The sequence below is a fragment of the Corynebacterium lubricantis DSM 45231 genome, from assembly GCF_000379425.1.
In the GTDB taxonomy this organism is placed as follows: domain Bacteria; phylum Actinomycetota; class Actinomycetes; order Mycobacteriales; family Mycobacteriaceae; genus Corynebacterium; species Corynebacterium lubricantis.
Genome location: NZ_KB902226.1, coordinates 69,708 through 84,964 on the forward strand (window position 1 = coordinate 69,708; position 15,257 = coordinate 84,964).

Genomic DNA, 15,257 nt, shown 5'->3' on the forward strand with positions numbered 1-15,257 from the left:
AGCCCGCACCAGCAGCAATAACCTTTGGTCTCCGAACATAGTTGTGAAGGAATTCTGTCGTGTCGATGGTGCCCGATAGGCTGGAACTACTGTGAAAAAATTCCGTTCTTCGCTTCTTATCGGCCTTGTTGTTGCCGCGTGCTGTGGGGTCTACTTTTACTCCGCTGAAACTCCCGAAGGCTCTCCCCTTCCACCGGGTAGCGTGCTCGAAGTGCAACCGGAACCGGAGCCGGTGCCTGAACCAGCTCCGGAACCGGAACCCGCGCAGCCTGAGGCCGGTGATCTCGAATCCACTGCCCGCGAGCAGCTGGCAGAACTCGAGGTCAAAGGTAAGGCCGGGCGGGGCGGATATGAACGCGAACTGTTCGGCGACGAATGGTCGAATAACAAGGGGCTCGATGTCATCGATGGCAGCTGCGATACCCGCAATCTCATCCTGGCCTGGCAGTCCGATTACGTGGCCTACGACGCAGACGGGTGCACCGTCACGTGGGGCGTGATTCGAGACCCCTATTCCAATGAGTACATCGATTTCAACCGCGGCGACGGGCAGATCGAGATCGACCACCGCGTCAGCCTGGCCAACGCCTGGGAAACCGGCGCCTTCCAGTGGGACGATCACACCAGGCGCACATTTGCGCACGATCCGCGCAATCTCGTTGCCGTGGAGATGAGCCTCAACCGGCAAAAGGGCGCAGGAGATGCCGCCACGTGGCTGCCACCGTATAAGCCGTACCGGTGCGAATTCGCAGCGAAACAGATCGAGGTCAAGCACGCTTACGGCCTGTGGGTCGCTCCCGCCGAGCACGAAGCCTTAACCAGGCAACTTGATTCCTGTGCGCCGGCGGCGGGCTAGCTAGGCTCGCTTAATCTTTTCTAACTTCTTGCCCTTTGCGAGCTCGTCGACGACCTTATCCATGTAGCGGATTTTCTGCATCAACGGTTCCTCGATATCTTCAACGCGCACACCGCAGATGACGCCGGTGATCAAATCCACGTTCGGGTTCATGTTGGGTGCGGCGTCGAAAAATTCGCTCAGCGTCTCTTCGGACTCCACGGCCGCGTGCAAGCTTTCCTCGTCGTGGCCGGTCAGCCAGCACAACACGTCGTCGAGCTCCGCGGTGGTGCGGCCTTTCTTCTCTACCTTTTCCACGTACAGCGGGTAAATCGACCCGAAAGGCATTTTGTAGACGCGTTGGAGAGTTTTCTCGTTCGTTTTCATGGTGTTATTTTCCCTCCTCTACTTGTTCTTTACCAACACGCTCCTCCTCAGAGCGCTTGTTGGCATGTTTTTCTTTGATCGTCTTGGCCGCGGACTCAAGCTTTTGCTGCGTCTTTGCGTACTGCACGGAGGCGGTGCTCGATCGAGGCGGGGACTGGATCGTTTTCTCGGAATCGTAGCCGACCTGCAATTCCTTGGCCCGCAGTACTTCCGCATCAATTTTCACGCCGACGATCAACACGATATTCATCACCCATACTGCGATTAGCGCGGCCACCAGCGTACCGATGGCTCCGTAGGCACTGGCGCCGGCGAAATACGACAGGTAGAGGTCAAACAGCCACCGCACTAAAGCAATGCACACCAGGGCGATCACTGAACCGAAGGTGAGCCAGCGAAAACGCGAGGGGCGCACGTTCGGAGCAAAGTAGTAAAGCATGGCCACCAGTAAAACCGCGATGATCGCTATCACCGGGTAGCGCAGCCACTGCCACACGGGCAAAAAGATCCCGACCAGAAACTCAAGCGTCCCGGTCAGCCCCAGAGGTTCCGCGATCGGTTCGAGGAAGAATTTCACAATGTCTTCGCGCAACAAGAACGCACCCAGCATCAAAACGGCACCGATCACAAGTCCAAATGTCAGGCCCCACATTGTCAGCCACTGGCGGATGGAGGCTCGCCCTTCAACGCGCCCGTACACGGAATTCGAGGAGCGTGCGAATGCGCGCACGTAGGCCGAGGAGGAAAACAGCGCGAAGGCCACACCGATAATCAGGGCGACCGTGCCCTGCGAGGCGGAGCCGATGATCGATTCGAAGGCGCGACGCACCGGCTCCGCGATCTCATTGGGGACATAGTCATTGATCAATTGATCTGCCAGCGAATTGACCGTGTCTTCGTTGCGCGCCAACACCAATATGGCGATGGAGTATGCGGACAGCACGGTTGGGGCAAAGGAGAGGAGCATGAAAAAGGCGAGGACTGCTCCTCGATCCAAGAATTTGTTTAAGAAGAAATCGTTCCAGGTTCGACGAATGACAAGCCACCAGCTTTGCCACGTCAGCCGGTTCCCCGGCGCCAAGGGGTCCGCTTTATCGTCGTGTTGATAAATTACGTGGGCCCGGCTCCCGCCAACGGGAACGATGAAGTCGGCGGAGGTGGCTCCGGGGGCCGTCGGGCTGGCTCCTTCTTGAGGGTCCTTCTCGCTCATGCCGTTTAGGGTACCGGGGTGCGCGCTTTTCGCTGAGTTGAACTTCATTAAAACTGCAGCACAAAAGAGATCAGGTTCTTCGACTATTTCTTCTACTATGGGGCCCATGGAACTCCACGACAATGTTGCGCCGTTTGCGTTTCTTGCCGGTGAATGGGTTGGTGCAGGCAGCGGCCACTACCCCACCATCGAGAGCTTTTCGTATTCAGAGACCCTGACCTTTACTACCGTGCCCAATAAGCCTTTCTTCCGCTACGAGCAAAAGACTCAGAGCCCCGAGGGCAACCCCATGCACACCGAGGTAGGTTTTTTACGCCCCACGTCCGAGACCACTGTGGAGTTCATCATTGCCCAACCCACGGGTCAGACGGAACTGCTCGAAGGCGTCGTGGAGCGCAGTGGCGAGGAAGTGACTTTCGTCTTTACTGAGTCGCAGGTGGTTAATTCCTCAAGCGCGAAACACGTCGATGCCACCGCGCGTCGCTATCATTTCGATACCACGAAGACTGTGCTGACCACGGAGTTTTCCATGCAGGCGGTGGGCCAGGAGATGCAGAACCATCTGCGCAGCGAGTTGGAGAAACGCTAGCGTCGATTCGCTTTACTACACTCATTCCTATGGGCCTTCTTGATCGCATCCGTACTTTTCTCGGCACGGAAAAATACCCCGAACTCGTTGACTACCCCGACGAGGTCGCCATCACCGAAGTCGATGTCTTAAATGTGCACACCGCGCACATCACCCCGGATACGAAAGACATCATCGTCATTGTCACCCTCGACGAGAGGGCATTTCAGCTGGTCCGAGGCACTGAGGAACCGCTGCGCATGACGCTTCGCGACGAAAGGCCGGTCACCTGGGTCCCCGTGGAACAAGACGGCCCACCGGCGTTGGATCCCACCCTGGGGTGGATCATCCCGCTGACCCCAGAGACCCAGGCGGAGCTGCGCGCGTTGCCGGCGGACACCGACCAAGTCGAGCTGGAAACTATCAACGTGGGGTTGATCGTCGAGAAGCGAGTGCTCTAGCCCACATCGATAATGCCCCGCGCTGCGGACATGTCACCTGAAATTAACCCCGCGGAACAGGCAGGCTCGTGGTACAGGGACTAGTGTGGATAGACAGCGTGCAACTTGCACACTTTTTCCTGTCCACTGAAATTTTTTGGAGTATTAAGTGAAGATCGCAATCTTGGGCGGCGACGGTTTCTGCGGCTGGCCAGCATCCCTCCACTTGTCGGATCTAGGCCATGACGTGGTTATCGTAGATAACTTGTCCCGTCGTGAGATCGATAAGGAGCTCGGCGCGGAATCACTTACCCCAATCCGTTCCATTGAGGAGCGCATCGCTGCGTGGAAGGAGATCTCCGGCAAGGAGATCGGCTTCGAAAACATTAACGTGGCCAAGGACTATGACGCACTGCTGGCACTGTTCAACGACTACCAGCCAGACGCTGTAATCCACTTTGCGGAACAGCGCGCTGCGCCATACTCCATGAAGAACTCGCGCAACAAGCGCTACACCGTAGATAACAACACGAATGCGACCCACAATGTGTTGGCTGCCATCGTGGATTCTGGCCAGGACATCCACGTCGTTCACCTGGGCACCATGGGTGTCTACGGCTACGGCACCGCGGGCATGAAGATTCCTGAGGGCTACCTGGACATCAAGGTGGAGGTCGACGAGGACGAGAACGGCAACTCCGTTGAGCCACACCTGATTGACCAGCAGGTTCTCTACCCCACCAACCCAGGTTCTGTGTACCACATGACTAAGGTGCTGGATCAGCACCTGTTCGCGTACTACGCCAAGAACGATGAGCTGCGCATCACCGACCTGCACCAGGGCATCATCTGGGGCACCAACACCCCACAGACCGAGCAGGACGAGCGCCTGATCAACCGCTTCGATTACGACGGCGACTACGGCACCGTGCTCAACCGCTTCCTCATGCAGTCCGCAGTGAACTACCCGCTGACTGTGCATGGCACTGGTGGCCAGACCCGCGCGTTCATTCACATCCGCGACATGGTCAAGTGTGTTCAGATTGCCCTGGAGAACCCGCCTGCTGCTGGTGAGCGCGTGAATATCTTCAACCAGATGACCGAAACTCACCGCGTGCGCGATCTGGCCAACCTCATCGCTGAGATCTCCGGTGCACAGGTGGAAATGGTGCCAAACCCACGTAAGGAGTCCGCGGAAAACGAACTCCACGTAGTCAACGACACCTTCCTGGATCTGGGTCTGAACCCAACGAAGCTGGAAAATGGTCTGCTGCATGAGGTCGAGGAGATCGCCCGCAAGTACGCCGACCGCGCGGATATGTCCAAGATCCCGGCCCGCTCCCTGTGGACCGAGAACCAGGCGGAAGGCGTTCCTTCCTCCGTTGCGGAAGATGAAACCCCAGAGTCGGCAGAGTCCGCTGGCGGCGCGAGCCAGTCCACCGCTGCAGCAAAGGCATAAGACACAATGAAGATCTCCATGTTCACGGAGGTCTTTCTGCCAAAAATTGACGGAGTGGTTACCCGCATCACGGGCACTTTGGATCAATTGGCAGAAATGGGCCACGAAGTACAGCTCTTCGCCCCCGGCGATCCGCCGGCGACCTACGCCGGATTCGATATCCAGCGCGTCCGCGGGGTGTCCTTCAAACCCGTGTATCCGGAGATCTCCGTTGGCCTCCCCACCCCCGCCATCGCGCGGAGGATGGAGGAGTTCCAGCCCGATATCGTCCATTCCGTGAACCCCGTGGCCTTGGCCGCCTATGGGGTGCTCTCGGCAAGGCGTCGCAACGTGCCCCTGGTAGCTTCGTTCCATACCAACGTGCCCGAGTACACGGAATCTCTGAAGATTGGTTGGCTGCGCCAACCCGCCGCTTCCTGGATCCGCTACCTGCACAACCAGGCGGAAATCAATCTAGTCACCTCGGGGCCCATGATGAAAAAGGCCGCCGACACCGGGATCCGCAACGTGAAACTGTGGCCTAAGTCTGTGGACACCGTTGGCTACACACCGCAGCGTTACTCCCGCGCCATGCGCGAGAAACTCACGAACGGCCACCCAGAGGCACCTTTGGTGATTTACGTCGGTCGAATGAGTCGCGAGAAAGGCCTGGATCGACTCGCCGGCATCATGGTCGAATTGCGCAAGCTCGTTCCCAGCGCCCGCCTGGCCATGGTGGGCTCGGGGCCACAGCGCGACGAGCTCATGAAAACGCTGGATCCCGCCTGGACGACGTTTACTGGGTATATGTCGGGCGCCGAGCTCGCCGAGGCCTTCGCCTCCGGCGACGTGTTCTGCTTCCCCTCCGAGACAGAAACACTCGGGCTCGTCGCTCTCGAATCCTTCGCCTCGGGAGTTCCCGTCGTCGGAGCCAAAGCCGGCGGCATCCCGTTCGTCATCGACGACGGCATCACCGGGTTCTTAGTCGACCCGGCTGCGCCCGACGCGCAATGGGCAGAGTCGCTCGCGTGTGTGCTTAACGACGAAAACCTGCGCGCAAAGATGAGCACCGCTGCTCGCGAGGAAGCTGAGCGTTGGTCATGGCGTGCTTCTACCGAACAAGTGGTGAAATACTACGAGGAAGCCATTGATTTACACTCGAAGCGCGTGGTGAAGAAGCGCAAATAGCCTGCGTTTCAGCCATTCAGTGCTTCAGTGGCGCCGCCTGTTCCTACCCATGTGGCCGGAGCGGCGGGCGCGAACGGATTTCTCTCCACCCTCCCAGCCAAGATCATCGTTGCCCCACGAGTCTTCTGCATAGAGGGCATACTCATCATCCTCGCGTTGCTGTGCGCGTTGTCGCCTTCGCTCTTCACGAAATTCATCATCTTTCCGTGGCTTCGAAGGCCTTGTTGGCTTCCCCATTATTCTCCTTGGTATTCGAGTGCATGTCGAATGGTTACCGCTCAAAATAGATTAGCATTTGCTCTGGTCACGCCTGGTTTTTGGCAGCCATCACCCATCCTCAATCAAGGGTTTGGAACGCGCCAAGCATCCAAATTGCTTTAAATTTGCACCAATTGATTGAAATCTGTAGTGTTCGTGCAATGCAAATTACTAAAGACATTTCAGCGCTTGTTGCCCGCATTGTCCTCGGCGCCATTCTCATCGCCCACGGCTGGCAGAAGTTCACGGAATGGACCCTTGCCGGCACCACCGAATCTTTTGGCATGATGGGCGCTCCCCTCCCCGGTTTGTCTGCCCCAATCGCAGCGATCATTGAACTCCTCGGCGGCATCCTCATCATCGCTGGCTTGGCTACCCGCTGGGTCGGCATCATCGTCGCTCTCGAAATGCTGGGCGCAGCAATCATCGTCCACATCTCGAGCGGTCTTTTCGTTGAAAATGGCGGCTGGGAATTGGTGGGAGCCATTGGAGCCGCCGCCCTGGCGCTGACGGCAGCTGGCGCTGGACGCATCAGCCTTGATCACCTCATTGCACAGCGTCGCGTAGTACAGCCAACAGCTGACACCGATTCGCACAAAGTCCCATCCAACGTCTAACTTGCACTAGTTCGCAGTACCTCTGCTCATCGGCGGTACTGATACATCTCAAACGCACCTCGAGTCGCCCGAAAATTCACGGCGACTCGAGGTGCGTTCATTTCAATCGGAAGGCGAGGAACTAGACCTTTACTAGGTCATCATCGCGCAAAGTTTCCTCCGCCCTCATCTCACTATGCTCACGAGCAGCTCCCTGGACCCTAGCCCGGCGGACCAGGTAGGTCACCAGGAAGGAGAGCACGATAAAGATTCCCATGACACCGAGACCAGCGAAGAACGTACCGTCATAAATGCCATCCGAAGCACGAACGAAGGCATCTCGCGCGTAGGTCATCGGGTGAATTTTGTTCAACATTTCAAAGACTTTAGGCATCAGATCGATCGGCCAGACCGCACCGAAGGAAAATACTCCATAAGCAACGGTGGCCAATGAAGCCATTCCGCCGAAGACTCGACCCAGCAGACTTCGAAGCATCTGGAACATCGCCGTACCCAGCGCTGCAATGACAGCCAAAACGAAGATCATGATCGGCCAATTAGCAGGCGACCAGCCAAAGGCCACAGAAACTGACGCCAAGACAGCAAGAATGATTGCGTTTGCAAAGAAGGCCGCAATGTATCCACGGACAGTCGGGCCGAATGCGTTGTCCAATCGGTTCCTACCAATGACGTGCGGCATTAGGACGGAAGCAAGAGCCATCAGCAAGAAACCGAACACCAGGATCAATAGGATCGAGACGCCACCCTTGACTTCTTTCACTGTTGGGTCGTCGGCGGCAACAACAAGCTGAACGGCATTGTGGTAATCCTCGCCAAAGGACACGGGTACGGCGACCTGATGAGCGGATGCCTCAACATCTTCCACGCGAGGTGCCTTTTCCACACCGGACTTCAAGGACCCCTCAAGTGTGCTCACACCTTCGGACAGCCCACTTGTGCCGTCCTTCAACGCAAGGCCACCTTCGTAGAGCTGTCCGGTACCGCTGTAGAGCCTTTGCTGGCCGTCGTCGATTTGGGTGAGTCCATCGTGCAGCGCACCTTGGCCATCGTTGATCTGGGTGAGCCCGTCGTGCAGCGCACCCTGACCGTCGTTGATCTGGATGAGCCCGTCGTGCAGCGCACCCTGGCCATCATTGATTTGCACGAGTCCGTCGTGGAGTTCACTTTGACCCGCGACGAGCTGGTCGGAGCCGTCGGTAATCTGGTTCCAACCGCTCATCAATTGGGAGCCTGGATCGTTGAGTTCGCCGCGCATCTGGGCGGTTCCGTCGCGCAAACGGTTGAGGTCGCCAACGACAGCGCCATCGAGTTGTTCTGCGACGGCAAGGATCTGATTAGCTTCCTCGTTGCGACCAACAGAGTTCAGTAATTCCGCAGCGCTATAGAGGTGTGGAGCAGCGACTTGAGCTTGCTCCAGCATCGGGATGAGCATGCCAGTTAATTGTTGGACGCCGTCGTCGATCTGGACAGCACCATCAGCAAGCTGTCCCAGACCTTCGGTTTCAAACTGATTGAGACCTGCAGCAAGCTGGTTTTGGCCGTCGACGAGTTGGCCGGAGCCGTCGAGTGCAGCCCCGGTGCCATCGACAAGCTGCCCTGAGCCGTCGAGTGCTGCCCCGGTGCCATCGACAAGCTGCCCTGAGCCGTCGAGTGCAGCCCCGGTACCGTCGACAAGCTGGCCGGAACCGTCGAGTGCTGCCCCGGTACCGTCGACAAGCTGGCCGGAACCATCACGTAGGTCGCTGATCCCGCTGAGCGCCTTGCCCACTCCATCGTCGACTTTCCCCGCACCTTCATTCAATTTGACGGATCCGTCGTGCGCCCTGATCAGACCATCACCGAGTGAGTTCATGCCGTCGAGGACTTTGACTGCATATCCTTCCTGAATGCCGGCGGCAACTGCGGTCTCTACCTTCGGGACAACGCCAGAAGTCAGCACCGAACCATTAGTGCCATTGAAGTCGTTGTATGAGATGGTCACGGTGGGGCTCACTGGATTGGGATCCATCACCGATTCCAGATCATCCGAAAAGTTCGTTGGAATATGCACCGTAAACAGGTAGTCCCCGCGGAGCAAGCCGTCTGCAGCTTGCTCCGCGGAGGTCTCCTCAAAGGCCATGTAATCGGTGCTGACTAACCCATCGACAACGGAATCGCCGAACTCTCCGGTGTCCTCATTAACAACGGCAAGTCGCACGTCAGGAAGATATTTTGTGGGGTCCCACATGGACCACATGTATCCCACAGAAAGAATGAGCGGGGCAATGAATACCGCAATCAGCCCAAATCGGGCCAAACTACTACGTGGGCGCCAATCCAACACTGCGCCGAATCCTCTGCTGGAACTCATCTACATCGAACCTTCCTAAAAAGTGTGCCCCAATTGTGGGTCAAGTCACATTAGGTGGAAAACGTAACACACTAGTCAGTAGGCAGAAAAGCACAAACCGAAACTTATAAGCTCACTTAATGAGAGAAAATTGCATGACCTTTCGGTCGTAACGCTCAAAATTCAGCACCCGAGACGACTCTCCATTCGTTCCATCCATGTGCACATCCCCTTTCATAGAGGGAAAATCTTCCGGCAAATTCGCAAACTTCACGTCGCCACAAACACGAGGACAGTCCAGGCCTCCGAAGTCGTCACCACACAATCAATAGGCCTTGAGCATGTCATTTCTAGCGACGCAAACGAATCTTTATTCGCAAGAGGTCACTGCCCTGCCAACTTTGAAACGCTAACGCGCTGAACAGGCAGTTTCCCAGGGGAAACATCTTTAATTCTCGCCAAAATAGACACCTAGGAATACGCCCCGGACACCACATCGAGCCCCGCAAGGAGCTCTGGACACGCACCGTGAACCACCCCATTGTGGGTGTACCGTTGTTTTCGCAAGGCCGCAAAAAGCAGCAAACCCCAGGGGGATCCCTGGGGTTTGCTGGCCTGGCCTATGCCAGATATTGAAATGCTAGCGAATGTCGGTCGGGTCCTTGCGGATCGGAAGAACGCGCGGGCGGACACCGGCGATCTCCTCGACGATACGAATCACCTGGTTGGAATAGCCGTACTCGTTGTCATACCAAACGTAGAGCACGAGGTGATTTCCCGAGGCAATCGTCGCTAAGCCATCGACGACACCCGCGTGGGTCGAGCCAACGAAGTCCGTGGAGACGACTTCTGGGGAATGGATGTAATCAATCTGCTGACGGAGGTTCGAGTCCGTAGATACGCGACGCAGGTAGTCGTTGACCTCGTCCTTGTCTACCTCAGTCTCAAGGTCGAGATTCAGCACGGCCATGGATACATCCGGGGTCGGAACGCGAATCGCATTGCCGGTGAGCTTGCCTTCAAACTCTGGCAGCGCCTTGGAGACTGCCTTCGCTGCACCCGTTTCGGTGAGCACCATGTTCAGGCCAGCAGCACGGCCACGGCGTGGTCCCTTGTGGAAGTTGTCCGCTAGGTTCTGGTCGTTAGTGTAGGAGTGCACGGTTTCCACGTGTCCGTGCTTGACACCGTAGCGGTCGCCGATCACCTTCAACACTGGGGTGATTCCGTTGGTGGTACACGATGCTGCGGAAAGTACGCGATCGGAATCGTCGTTAGTGATCGTTTTGTGGTTGATGCCGTAGACAATGTTCTTGACATCGCCCTTGCCCGGCGCGGTGAGCAAGACCTTGCTGACACCGGTGGATTTGAGGTGCTGAGACAATCCTTCGCGATCGCGCCAGCGGCCGGTGTTGTCCACGACGATGGCGTCGTTAATGCCATAGGACGTGTAGTCAATGGTCGATGGGTCGTCCGAGTAGATCATCTGGATCGGCGTGCCGTTCGCCCAGATCACATCGTTGTCCTGGTCAACGGTGATGGTGCCTTCGAATGCTCCGTGAACGGAGTCGCGGCGCAGCAGGGAGGCGCGCTTCACGATGTCGTCGTCGCCCTTCTTGCGCACAACGATCGCGCGAAGCCTAACGCCTCCGTAGGTGGCGTCGCGCTTGATCAGGATGCGGGCAAGTAGGCGTCCAATACGGCCAAATCCGTAGAGGACAACATCTTTAGCCTGCTTCTCCGTGTCCCCGCCGATGACAGGTGCGAGTTCTTCTTCGAGGTACTCGCGCAAATCCTTGTTCTCCAGGCGACCGTAGTTCTTCGCTAGGCGGCCTAGATCGATCGACGCGGAACCCAGGTCCATGGTGACCAGCTCACGCGCGATGGGAAGGGTTTCATCCAACGAGAGCTCGCGGGAAACGACACGACGTGCGAAGCGGTGCGCTTTCAGAATGTCGATGTCGGTCGCACCCACCAGAATCCTGCCGAAAATCGAGGTAACGGCGTTGCTATCTCGATGGAGCTTACTGATCAGCGGCAACATTTCCTGTGCTTGCTTCAGGCGACGATTCCAGTCTTCCTGCTTTTGTTGCATGCTGTCCTGAGTGCTCAAATCAATCCTCTTCTTCTTCGCTCTTAACTTAGGTGGATAAGGAACAGTTTTCGGGGGCAGGGTGATGCCCCAGCGATTCCCTAACTTTATGTGATTTGGCATGTCATTACAGGTACCGGGGGTACTTTGTCACACCCACGACCTGCAATAATAGTATCTATGTATGTACTCTCGGATCATTTCTTCCTGGAAGTGCACCGATTCCCACCGACTCCACACCGACTCCGCACCGCGACTTGGCCTGGAATACAGTTACACTCGTTGTATGATTTGAGCCCGCGTGACTGCGAGCTCACGAGCGCGGAAGGAAATCGTGGAAAACGTGGACTCACTTATGCCCTCCACTTTGCAGGACATCGAGACCGACGGGGCGATCGCCCAGAACGATATAGATTCCATCGCCGGCGCATCGACAGGCAGGATCGAGGGCATCGAGTTCTCCGGGCCGGACCCCGCCGACGACGCCCTCGACGCCTTTGTGGACCTGCGCGTGCACTTCCAGGACGGACACGTTACTGAAGCCACAGGCACCCGGGCCGCCATTATCCGCAACGGGATCTGGCAGTGGCGCACCGAGCGAGTGGCTAATTTCGAAGTCCCGGAGTTGCACCGCGATGAGCAAGCATCGGATCAGCTCATTGCCGCTACCCGTACCCTCTTCGGCAATGCGCCGGTGTTTTTAGCTCCCCATTCCGATGGAACCTCCAGCGTGGTGGCCCTCAACGGCGCCCCGCAAGAGGGCGCCTTCCGCCCCGCTCTGATCAGCGGAGTCGCCTCCCTGCGAGAGGGCCTCGATGCACAACGCGCTGTCCAGGCATTCGTTGCGCAACGCGGCTTCGAGTGCACTTCGTCTGGCAATACAGTCTCGATTTCCGACGGAACTACGCTGACGCTGAAAGACGGCAACGTCACCGACATCAGCGGGGGCTTGTCGTTCGGCGACGTGCTCGCCGACGGGTATCTCACCAGCAAGGAACACCAATTCTTGTTCCACGGTTACTTTCCTAATGCACAGATCCGCGCGAACTTAGCCACCGGCCGAGCACTCGTCGTCTCTCCCGGACACGACACCTTCGAGGTGGAGGCTCAGGTCATCGCCACCGTGCACGAGAACCAAGCAACCTGGTCGTGGGCTGATAAGGGACTTGCGGGAGCACCCGCTGCTCAAGCAGCCGTGTACCTGCGCCGCTTTGCCCTCGATAATGGCATTCCCCAATTGCTGCGCCCCCAATTCGACGCAAGCGATCTCAACGACGCCATCATTGCTGCCAAACCAGTAGTAAATATGTGGACGCATGCGGCCACTCAACTCAATCAAGAAACGACGGGAATCGTCCTGCTTCGCGGACCTCAACTCGGCCTCCCCGACGCGAATCAAGAGGCCATCAGCGCGACGGTCGCAGACTTTCCTTCGCATATCGACGAAAAACGCACCCGGGACACCTACGCAAGGAATCGTAAATTGACCACGGACGCGGACGGCGAGTTGAGCGTCTAGCGCTTCAGTACCGCGCGATAACGCTCTGCTGGGCCTGCCTCAGCAAAGTGCGGATCCTGGTCCTTGTCCACCAGTACCGCGCGCACGCCTTCGGCAAAATCTGGCTCTCGCCGCATGAATGAGCCGAGGGCCCCTTCGTTGTCGAGAGATCCCGCAAGATCGAGTTGGGAGTTGGCCTCAAAGAGCTCCGTTGCCGCCACCAGCGCGGAAGGGGATGCCTGCGAGGTCAGCTTATCGACGAGTTCCTTCAGATCTCCGTGCAAGTTTTGCTCGATCTCTTCCCAAGAACCCTGGAATTGCGCCTCGATGCCGTCGTAAAGCGAAGGCAGCTCAGGACTTGCCGATGGTGCGATGGCCGCTTCCTCGATGGCGCTGACGCCCTTTTCGATGATGGCTTCGAGCAGTCCGTCGAAGCTTTCAACGTGGTGGGTGGCAAGACCCGTTTCGATCATGTCGGCTGCTTTCAAGCGGTAGCCCGTCAGCCCGAGGAATTTGCCCAACGCCAGCGATGGATGGCCCGGGAGGTGCTGGAAGAGGTGCGAAATACCGACATCGGTAATGAAGCCGATATTGATCTCCGGCATGGATGCCCATGAATCGCTGGTGATCACGCGGTGCGAACCGTGGGCGGAGACACCAAGGCCGCCGCCCATGGTCAGGCCGTTCATTAATGCGATGTAGGGCTTGGGGTATTCGGAGATCATCAAGTTGGTGTTGTACTCGTACGCAAAGAAATCATCCACCGGTTGAAAATCCTCGGCCAGGACTTGGTCTCGGATGGTGCGGACGTCACCGCCGGCGCAAAAATGCTTGGCGTCGCTGCGAATTACTACCTGCTCGATGGCGGGATCGTCCTTCCAGGCGATTAAGGCATCCGTAATCAATGTCATCATCTCGTCGTTGAGGCTGTTCAGCGCTTTGGGACGATCTAAGGTGAGGATTCCGGTAGACTTTTCTACGGTAACTTTTACAGGCTGATTCATGTAGCCAGTGTTTCACATGACAAAGGGTCTCGCTATTAATTCTCCAAAACTTATTGCCTTAGACATGGACGGTACGCTCCTCGACGGTGACGGCCAGATCCCCGATCCTTTTTGGGATCTTCTCGGTCGCGCCGAGCTCGCTGGCATGACTATCGCACCCGCCTCGGGGCGTCAGCTTGCCACTCTGCAGCACATGTTTTCCGTGACCAATACCCGTCCTCACACCTATATTGCCGAGAACGGTGCTGTGGTGTGGCACAAGGGCGAGGTGGTGTCCCAGAAGCGGATGCAACGTGATGTCGTGCTGCGCATCCTCGAAGCTGTGAAATCGATTGATGTTGGTGTGCACATTGTTCTGTGTAAGGCCGATGTTTCCTTCACCGATGAAGACATGCCGGTGGACGTCCAAACCGAGGTTGACAAGTACTACCTTGCCAACCGGCACACCGAGTCGGTCTTTGACGAGGTGGACACGAACGTGGTGAAGATTGCGCTTTTCGTGGAGACCGACTCTGAAAAGGATGCCCTGCCGGTCATTCAAGAGGTCGCATCGGACTACACCATCGCCGTGAGCTCCAAGCACTGGCTCGACGTGATGGCACCTGGAGTCAATAAGGGTGTTGCCCTGCACGACCTGGCCAAGGTGTTGGGTATCAAGCAGGAAGACACCGCAGCTATCGGTGACTACCTCAACGACTACGACTTGCTCGCTGCAGCAGGTACCGCCGTGGCCATGGAGAACGCACACCCGAAGCTCAAGGAGATCGCCGACGAGATCGCGGACTCCAACGTCAATCATGGAGCTCTGAAAAAGATTCGCGAGTGGATCGGTTGATCGATTTCGCACTACCCGCCAATCTCGTTGCTCCTCAGCTGCTTGGTTGTCTGCTTTCTCACCGTGGCGTGACAATTCGCCTCACCGAGGTGGAGGCCTATCTCGGCGCTGAGGACGAGGCCGCGCACACCTATCGCGGGCAGACGCCGCGCAATGCAGCAATGTTTGGCGAGCCCGGCAGGATGTACGTCTATCACTCGTACGGGATCCACAAGGCAGGAAATATCGTGTGTGCACCTCGCGGCACGGGACAAGGGTGCCTCTTGCGCGCTGGCGAGGTCGTCGATGGCATCGAACTCGCACGGGCGCGACGCGGGGACGTGGACTTCTTTAACCTCGCGCGCGGGCCGGGCAATTTGGGTAAGGCACTCGGGCTGGAAATCAGCGACAATGGGCAACCCGTGACTGGACCCGAGTTCATGCTGCACGAACGTAAAACCGAGCCCGAGTGGGTGGCTGGGCCGCGCATCGGGATCTCGAAAAACGTCGACGCACGCTTAAGGTTTTGGATTCCCCGAGACAAATCCGTCTCCGCGCGCCGGGGATACCCCGCAACCTAGG

Annotated in this window: 15 protein-coding genes; 9 read left to right on the forward strand and 6 right to left on the reverse strand. The window is 57.4% G+C overall.

The features are described 5' to 3' along the window. Positions 1-91: 91 nt before the first annotated feature. Entirely contained in the window at positions 92-856 is a 765-nt protein-coding gene (locus A37O_RS0110835) for an HNH endonuclease family protein (RefSeq protein ID WP_018297522.1), read from the forward strand. On the opposite strand, the gene A37O_RS0110840 is transcribed toward A37O_RS0110835, so the two are convergent. Together A37O_RS0110840 and A37O_RS0110845 are read right to left on the reverse strand one after the other, a co-directional pair. Further along, positions 857-1,222 carry a DUF2200 domain-containing protein gene (locus A37O_RS0110840; RefSeq protein ID WP_018297523.1) on the reverse strand — a complete coding sequence of 122 codons (366 nt, stop codon included), beginning with the start codon at positions 1,220-1,222 and terminating at the stop codon, positions 857-859. Positions 1,223-1,226: 4 nt separating this feature from the next. Next, on the reverse strand, positions 1,227-2,432 hold the full coding sequence (locus tag A37O_RS0110845) for a YihY/virulence factor BrkB family protein (RefSeq protein ID WP_156802579.1): 1,206 nt from the start codon (positions 2,430-2,432) through the stop codon (positions 1,227-1,229). A gap of 106 nt (positions 2,433-2,538) precedes the next feature. On the opposite strand from A37O_RS0110845, the gene A37O_RS0110850 reads away from it, so the two are divergent. From A37O_RS0110850 to A37O_RS0110865, 4 genes are all read left to right on the forward strand, one after another. After that, complete coding sequence (locus tag A37O_RS0110850; RefSeq protein ID WP_018297525.1) at positions 2,539-3,021, forward strand: heme-binding beta-barrel domain-containing protein; 483 nt, start codon at positions 2,539-2,541, stop codon at positions 3,019-3,021. Between the two features lie 29 nt (positions 3,022-3,050). Next, complete coding sequence (locus A37O_RS0110855; RefSeq protein WP_018297526.1) at positions 3,051-3,461, forward strand: hypothetical protein; 411 nt, start codon at positions 3,051-3,053, stop codon at positions 3,459-3,461. 148 nt (positions 3,462-3,609) lie between these two features. Next, positions 3,610-4,899, forward strand: coding sequence for an NAD-dependent epimerase/dehydratase family protein (locus A37O_RS0110860; protein WP_018297527.1), 1,290 nt, complete (start codon positions 3,610-3,612; stop codon positions 4,897-4,899). Positions 4,900-4,905: 6 nt separating this feature from the next. After that, positions 4,906-6,066 (forward strand): glycosyltransferase family 4 protein, encoded by a 1,161-nt coding sequence (locus A37O_RS0110865; protein ID WP_018297528.1) that lies wholly within the window; start codon positions 4,906-4,908, stop codon positions 6,064-6,066. A gap of 24 nt (positions 6,067-6,090) precedes the next feature. Here the strand turns inward: A37O_RS0110865 and A37O_RS0110870 are convergent, their stop codons facing one another. Next, positions 6,091-6,303, reverse strand: coding sequence for a hypothetical protein (locus tag A37O_RS0110870; protein ID WP_083912652.1), 213 nt, complete (start codon positions 6,301-6,303; stop codon positions 6,091-6,093). Between the two features lie 182 nt (positions 6,304-6,485). Between A37O_RS0110870 and A37O_RS0110875 the strand changes: the two genes are divergently transcribed. Beyond that, the gene (locus A37O_RS0110875) at positions 6,486-6,941 is read left to right on the forward strand and encodes a DoxX family protein (RefSeq protein ID WP_018297530.1); all 456 of its coding nucleotides are present in this window, start codon (positions 6,486-6,488) and stop codon (positions 6,939-6,941) included. Between the two features lie 121 nt (positions 6,942-7,062). Here the strand turns inward: A37O_RS0110875 and A37O_RS15400 are convergent, their stop codons facing one another. Together A37O_RS15400 and A37O_RS0110885 are read right to left on the reverse strand one after the other, a co-directional pair. Continuing rightward, complete coding sequence (locus A37O_RS15400; RefSeq protein ID WP_018297531.1) at positions 7,063-9,291, reverse strand: YhgE/Pip domain-containing protein; 2,229 nt, start codon at positions 9,289-9,291, stop codon at positions 7,063-7,065. 619 nt (positions 9,292-9,910) lie between these two features. After that, positions 9,911-11,362, reverse strand: a complete 1,452-nt coding sequence (locus A37O_RS0110885; protein WP_018297532.1) for a glyceraldehyde-3-phosphate dehydrogenase — start codon at positions 11,360-11,362, stop codon at positions 9,911-9,913. A 298-nt stretch (positions 11,363-11,660) separates the two neighbouring features. Here A37O_RS0110885 and A37O_RS0110890 point away from each other — a divergent pair, with 298 nt between their 5' ends. Beyond that, the gene (locus A37O_RS0110890) at positions 11,661-12,878 is read left to right on the forward strand and encodes a DUF6882 domain-containing protein (RefSeq protein WP_156802580.1); all 1,218 of its coding nucleotides are present in this window, start codon (positions 11,661-11,663) and stop codon (positions 12,876-12,878) included. On the opposite strand, the gene A37O_RS0110895 is transcribed toward A37O_RS0110890, so the two are convergent. Beyond that, entirely contained in the window at positions 12,875-13,861 is a 987-nt protein-coding gene (locus tag A37O_RS0110895; RefSeq protein ID WP_018297534.1) for a 3-hydroxyisobutyryl-CoA hydrolase, read from the reverse strand. The two genes, A37O_RS0110890 and A37O_RS0110895, sit on opposite strands and share 4 nt — an antisense overlap. A gap of 16 nt (positions 13,862-13,877) precedes the next feature. On the opposite strand from A37O_RS0110895, the gene A37O_RS0110900 reads away from it, so the two are divergent. Beyond that, entirely contained in the window at positions 13,878-14,696 is an 819-nt protein-coding gene (locus tag A37O_RS0110900; protein WP_018297535.1) for an HAD family hydrolase, read from the forward strand. Further along, on the forward strand, positions 14,693-15,256 hold the full coding sequence (locus tag A37O_RS0110905) for a DNA-3-methyladenine glycosylase (protein ID WP_026196317.1): 564 nt from the start codon (positions 14,693-14,695) through the stop codon (positions 15,254-15,256). Before A37O_RS0110900 ends, A37O_RS0110905 begins: the two co-directional genes overlap by 4 nt. The last annotated feature ends 1 nt before the right edge of the window (position 15,257 follow it).

Excerpts from the sequence above, each read along its gene's own strand:
- A37O_RS0110900 (WP_018297535.1), top strand. The coding sequence starts at position 13,878 with ATGACAAAGGGTCTCGCTATTAATTCTCCAAAACTTATTGCCTTAGAC.
- A37O_RS0110870 (WP_083912652.1), bottom strand. The coding sequence starts at position 6,303 with ATGGGGAAGCCAACAAGGCCTTCGAAGCCACGGAAAGATGATGAATTT.
- A37O_RS0110855 (WP_018297526.1), top strand. The coding sequence starts at position 3,051 with ATGGGCCTTCTTGATCGCATCCGTACTTTTCTCGGCACGGAAAAATAC.
- A37O_RS0110845 (WP_156802579.1), bottom strand. The coding sequence starts at position 2,432 with ATGAGCGAGAAGGACCCTCAAGAAGGAGCCAGCCCGACGGCCCCCGGA.
- A37O_RS0110840 (WP_018297523.1), bottom strand. The coding sequence starts at position 1,222 with ATGAAAACGAACGAGAAAACTCTCCAACGCGTCTACAAAATGCCTTTC.
- A37O_RS0110875 (WP_018297530.1), top strand. The coding sequence starts at position 6,486 with ATGCAAATTACTAAAGACATTTCAGCGCTTGTTGCCCGCATTGTCCTC.
- A37O_RS0110895 (WP_018297534.1), bottom strand. The coding sequence starts at position 13,861 with ATGAATCAGCCTGTAAAAGTTACCGTAGAAAAGTCTACCGGAATCCTC.
- A37O_RS0110865 (WP_018297528.1), top strand. The coding sequence starts at position 4,906 with ATGAAGATCTCCATGTTCACGGAGGTCTTTCTGCCAAAAATTGACGGA.
- A37O_RS15400 (WP_018297531.1), bottom strand. The coding sequence starts at position 9,291 with ATGAGTTCCAGCAGAGGATTCGGCGCAGTGTTGGATTGGCGCCCACGT.
- A37O_RS0110850 (WP_018297525.1), top strand. The coding sequence starts at position 2,539 with ATGGAACTCCACGACAATGTTGCGCCGTTTGCGTTTCTTGCCGGTGAA.
- A37O_RS0110885 (WP_018297532.1), bottom strand. The coding sequence starts at position 11,362 with ATGCAACAAAAGCAGGAAGACTGGAATCGTCGCCTGAAGCAAGCACAG.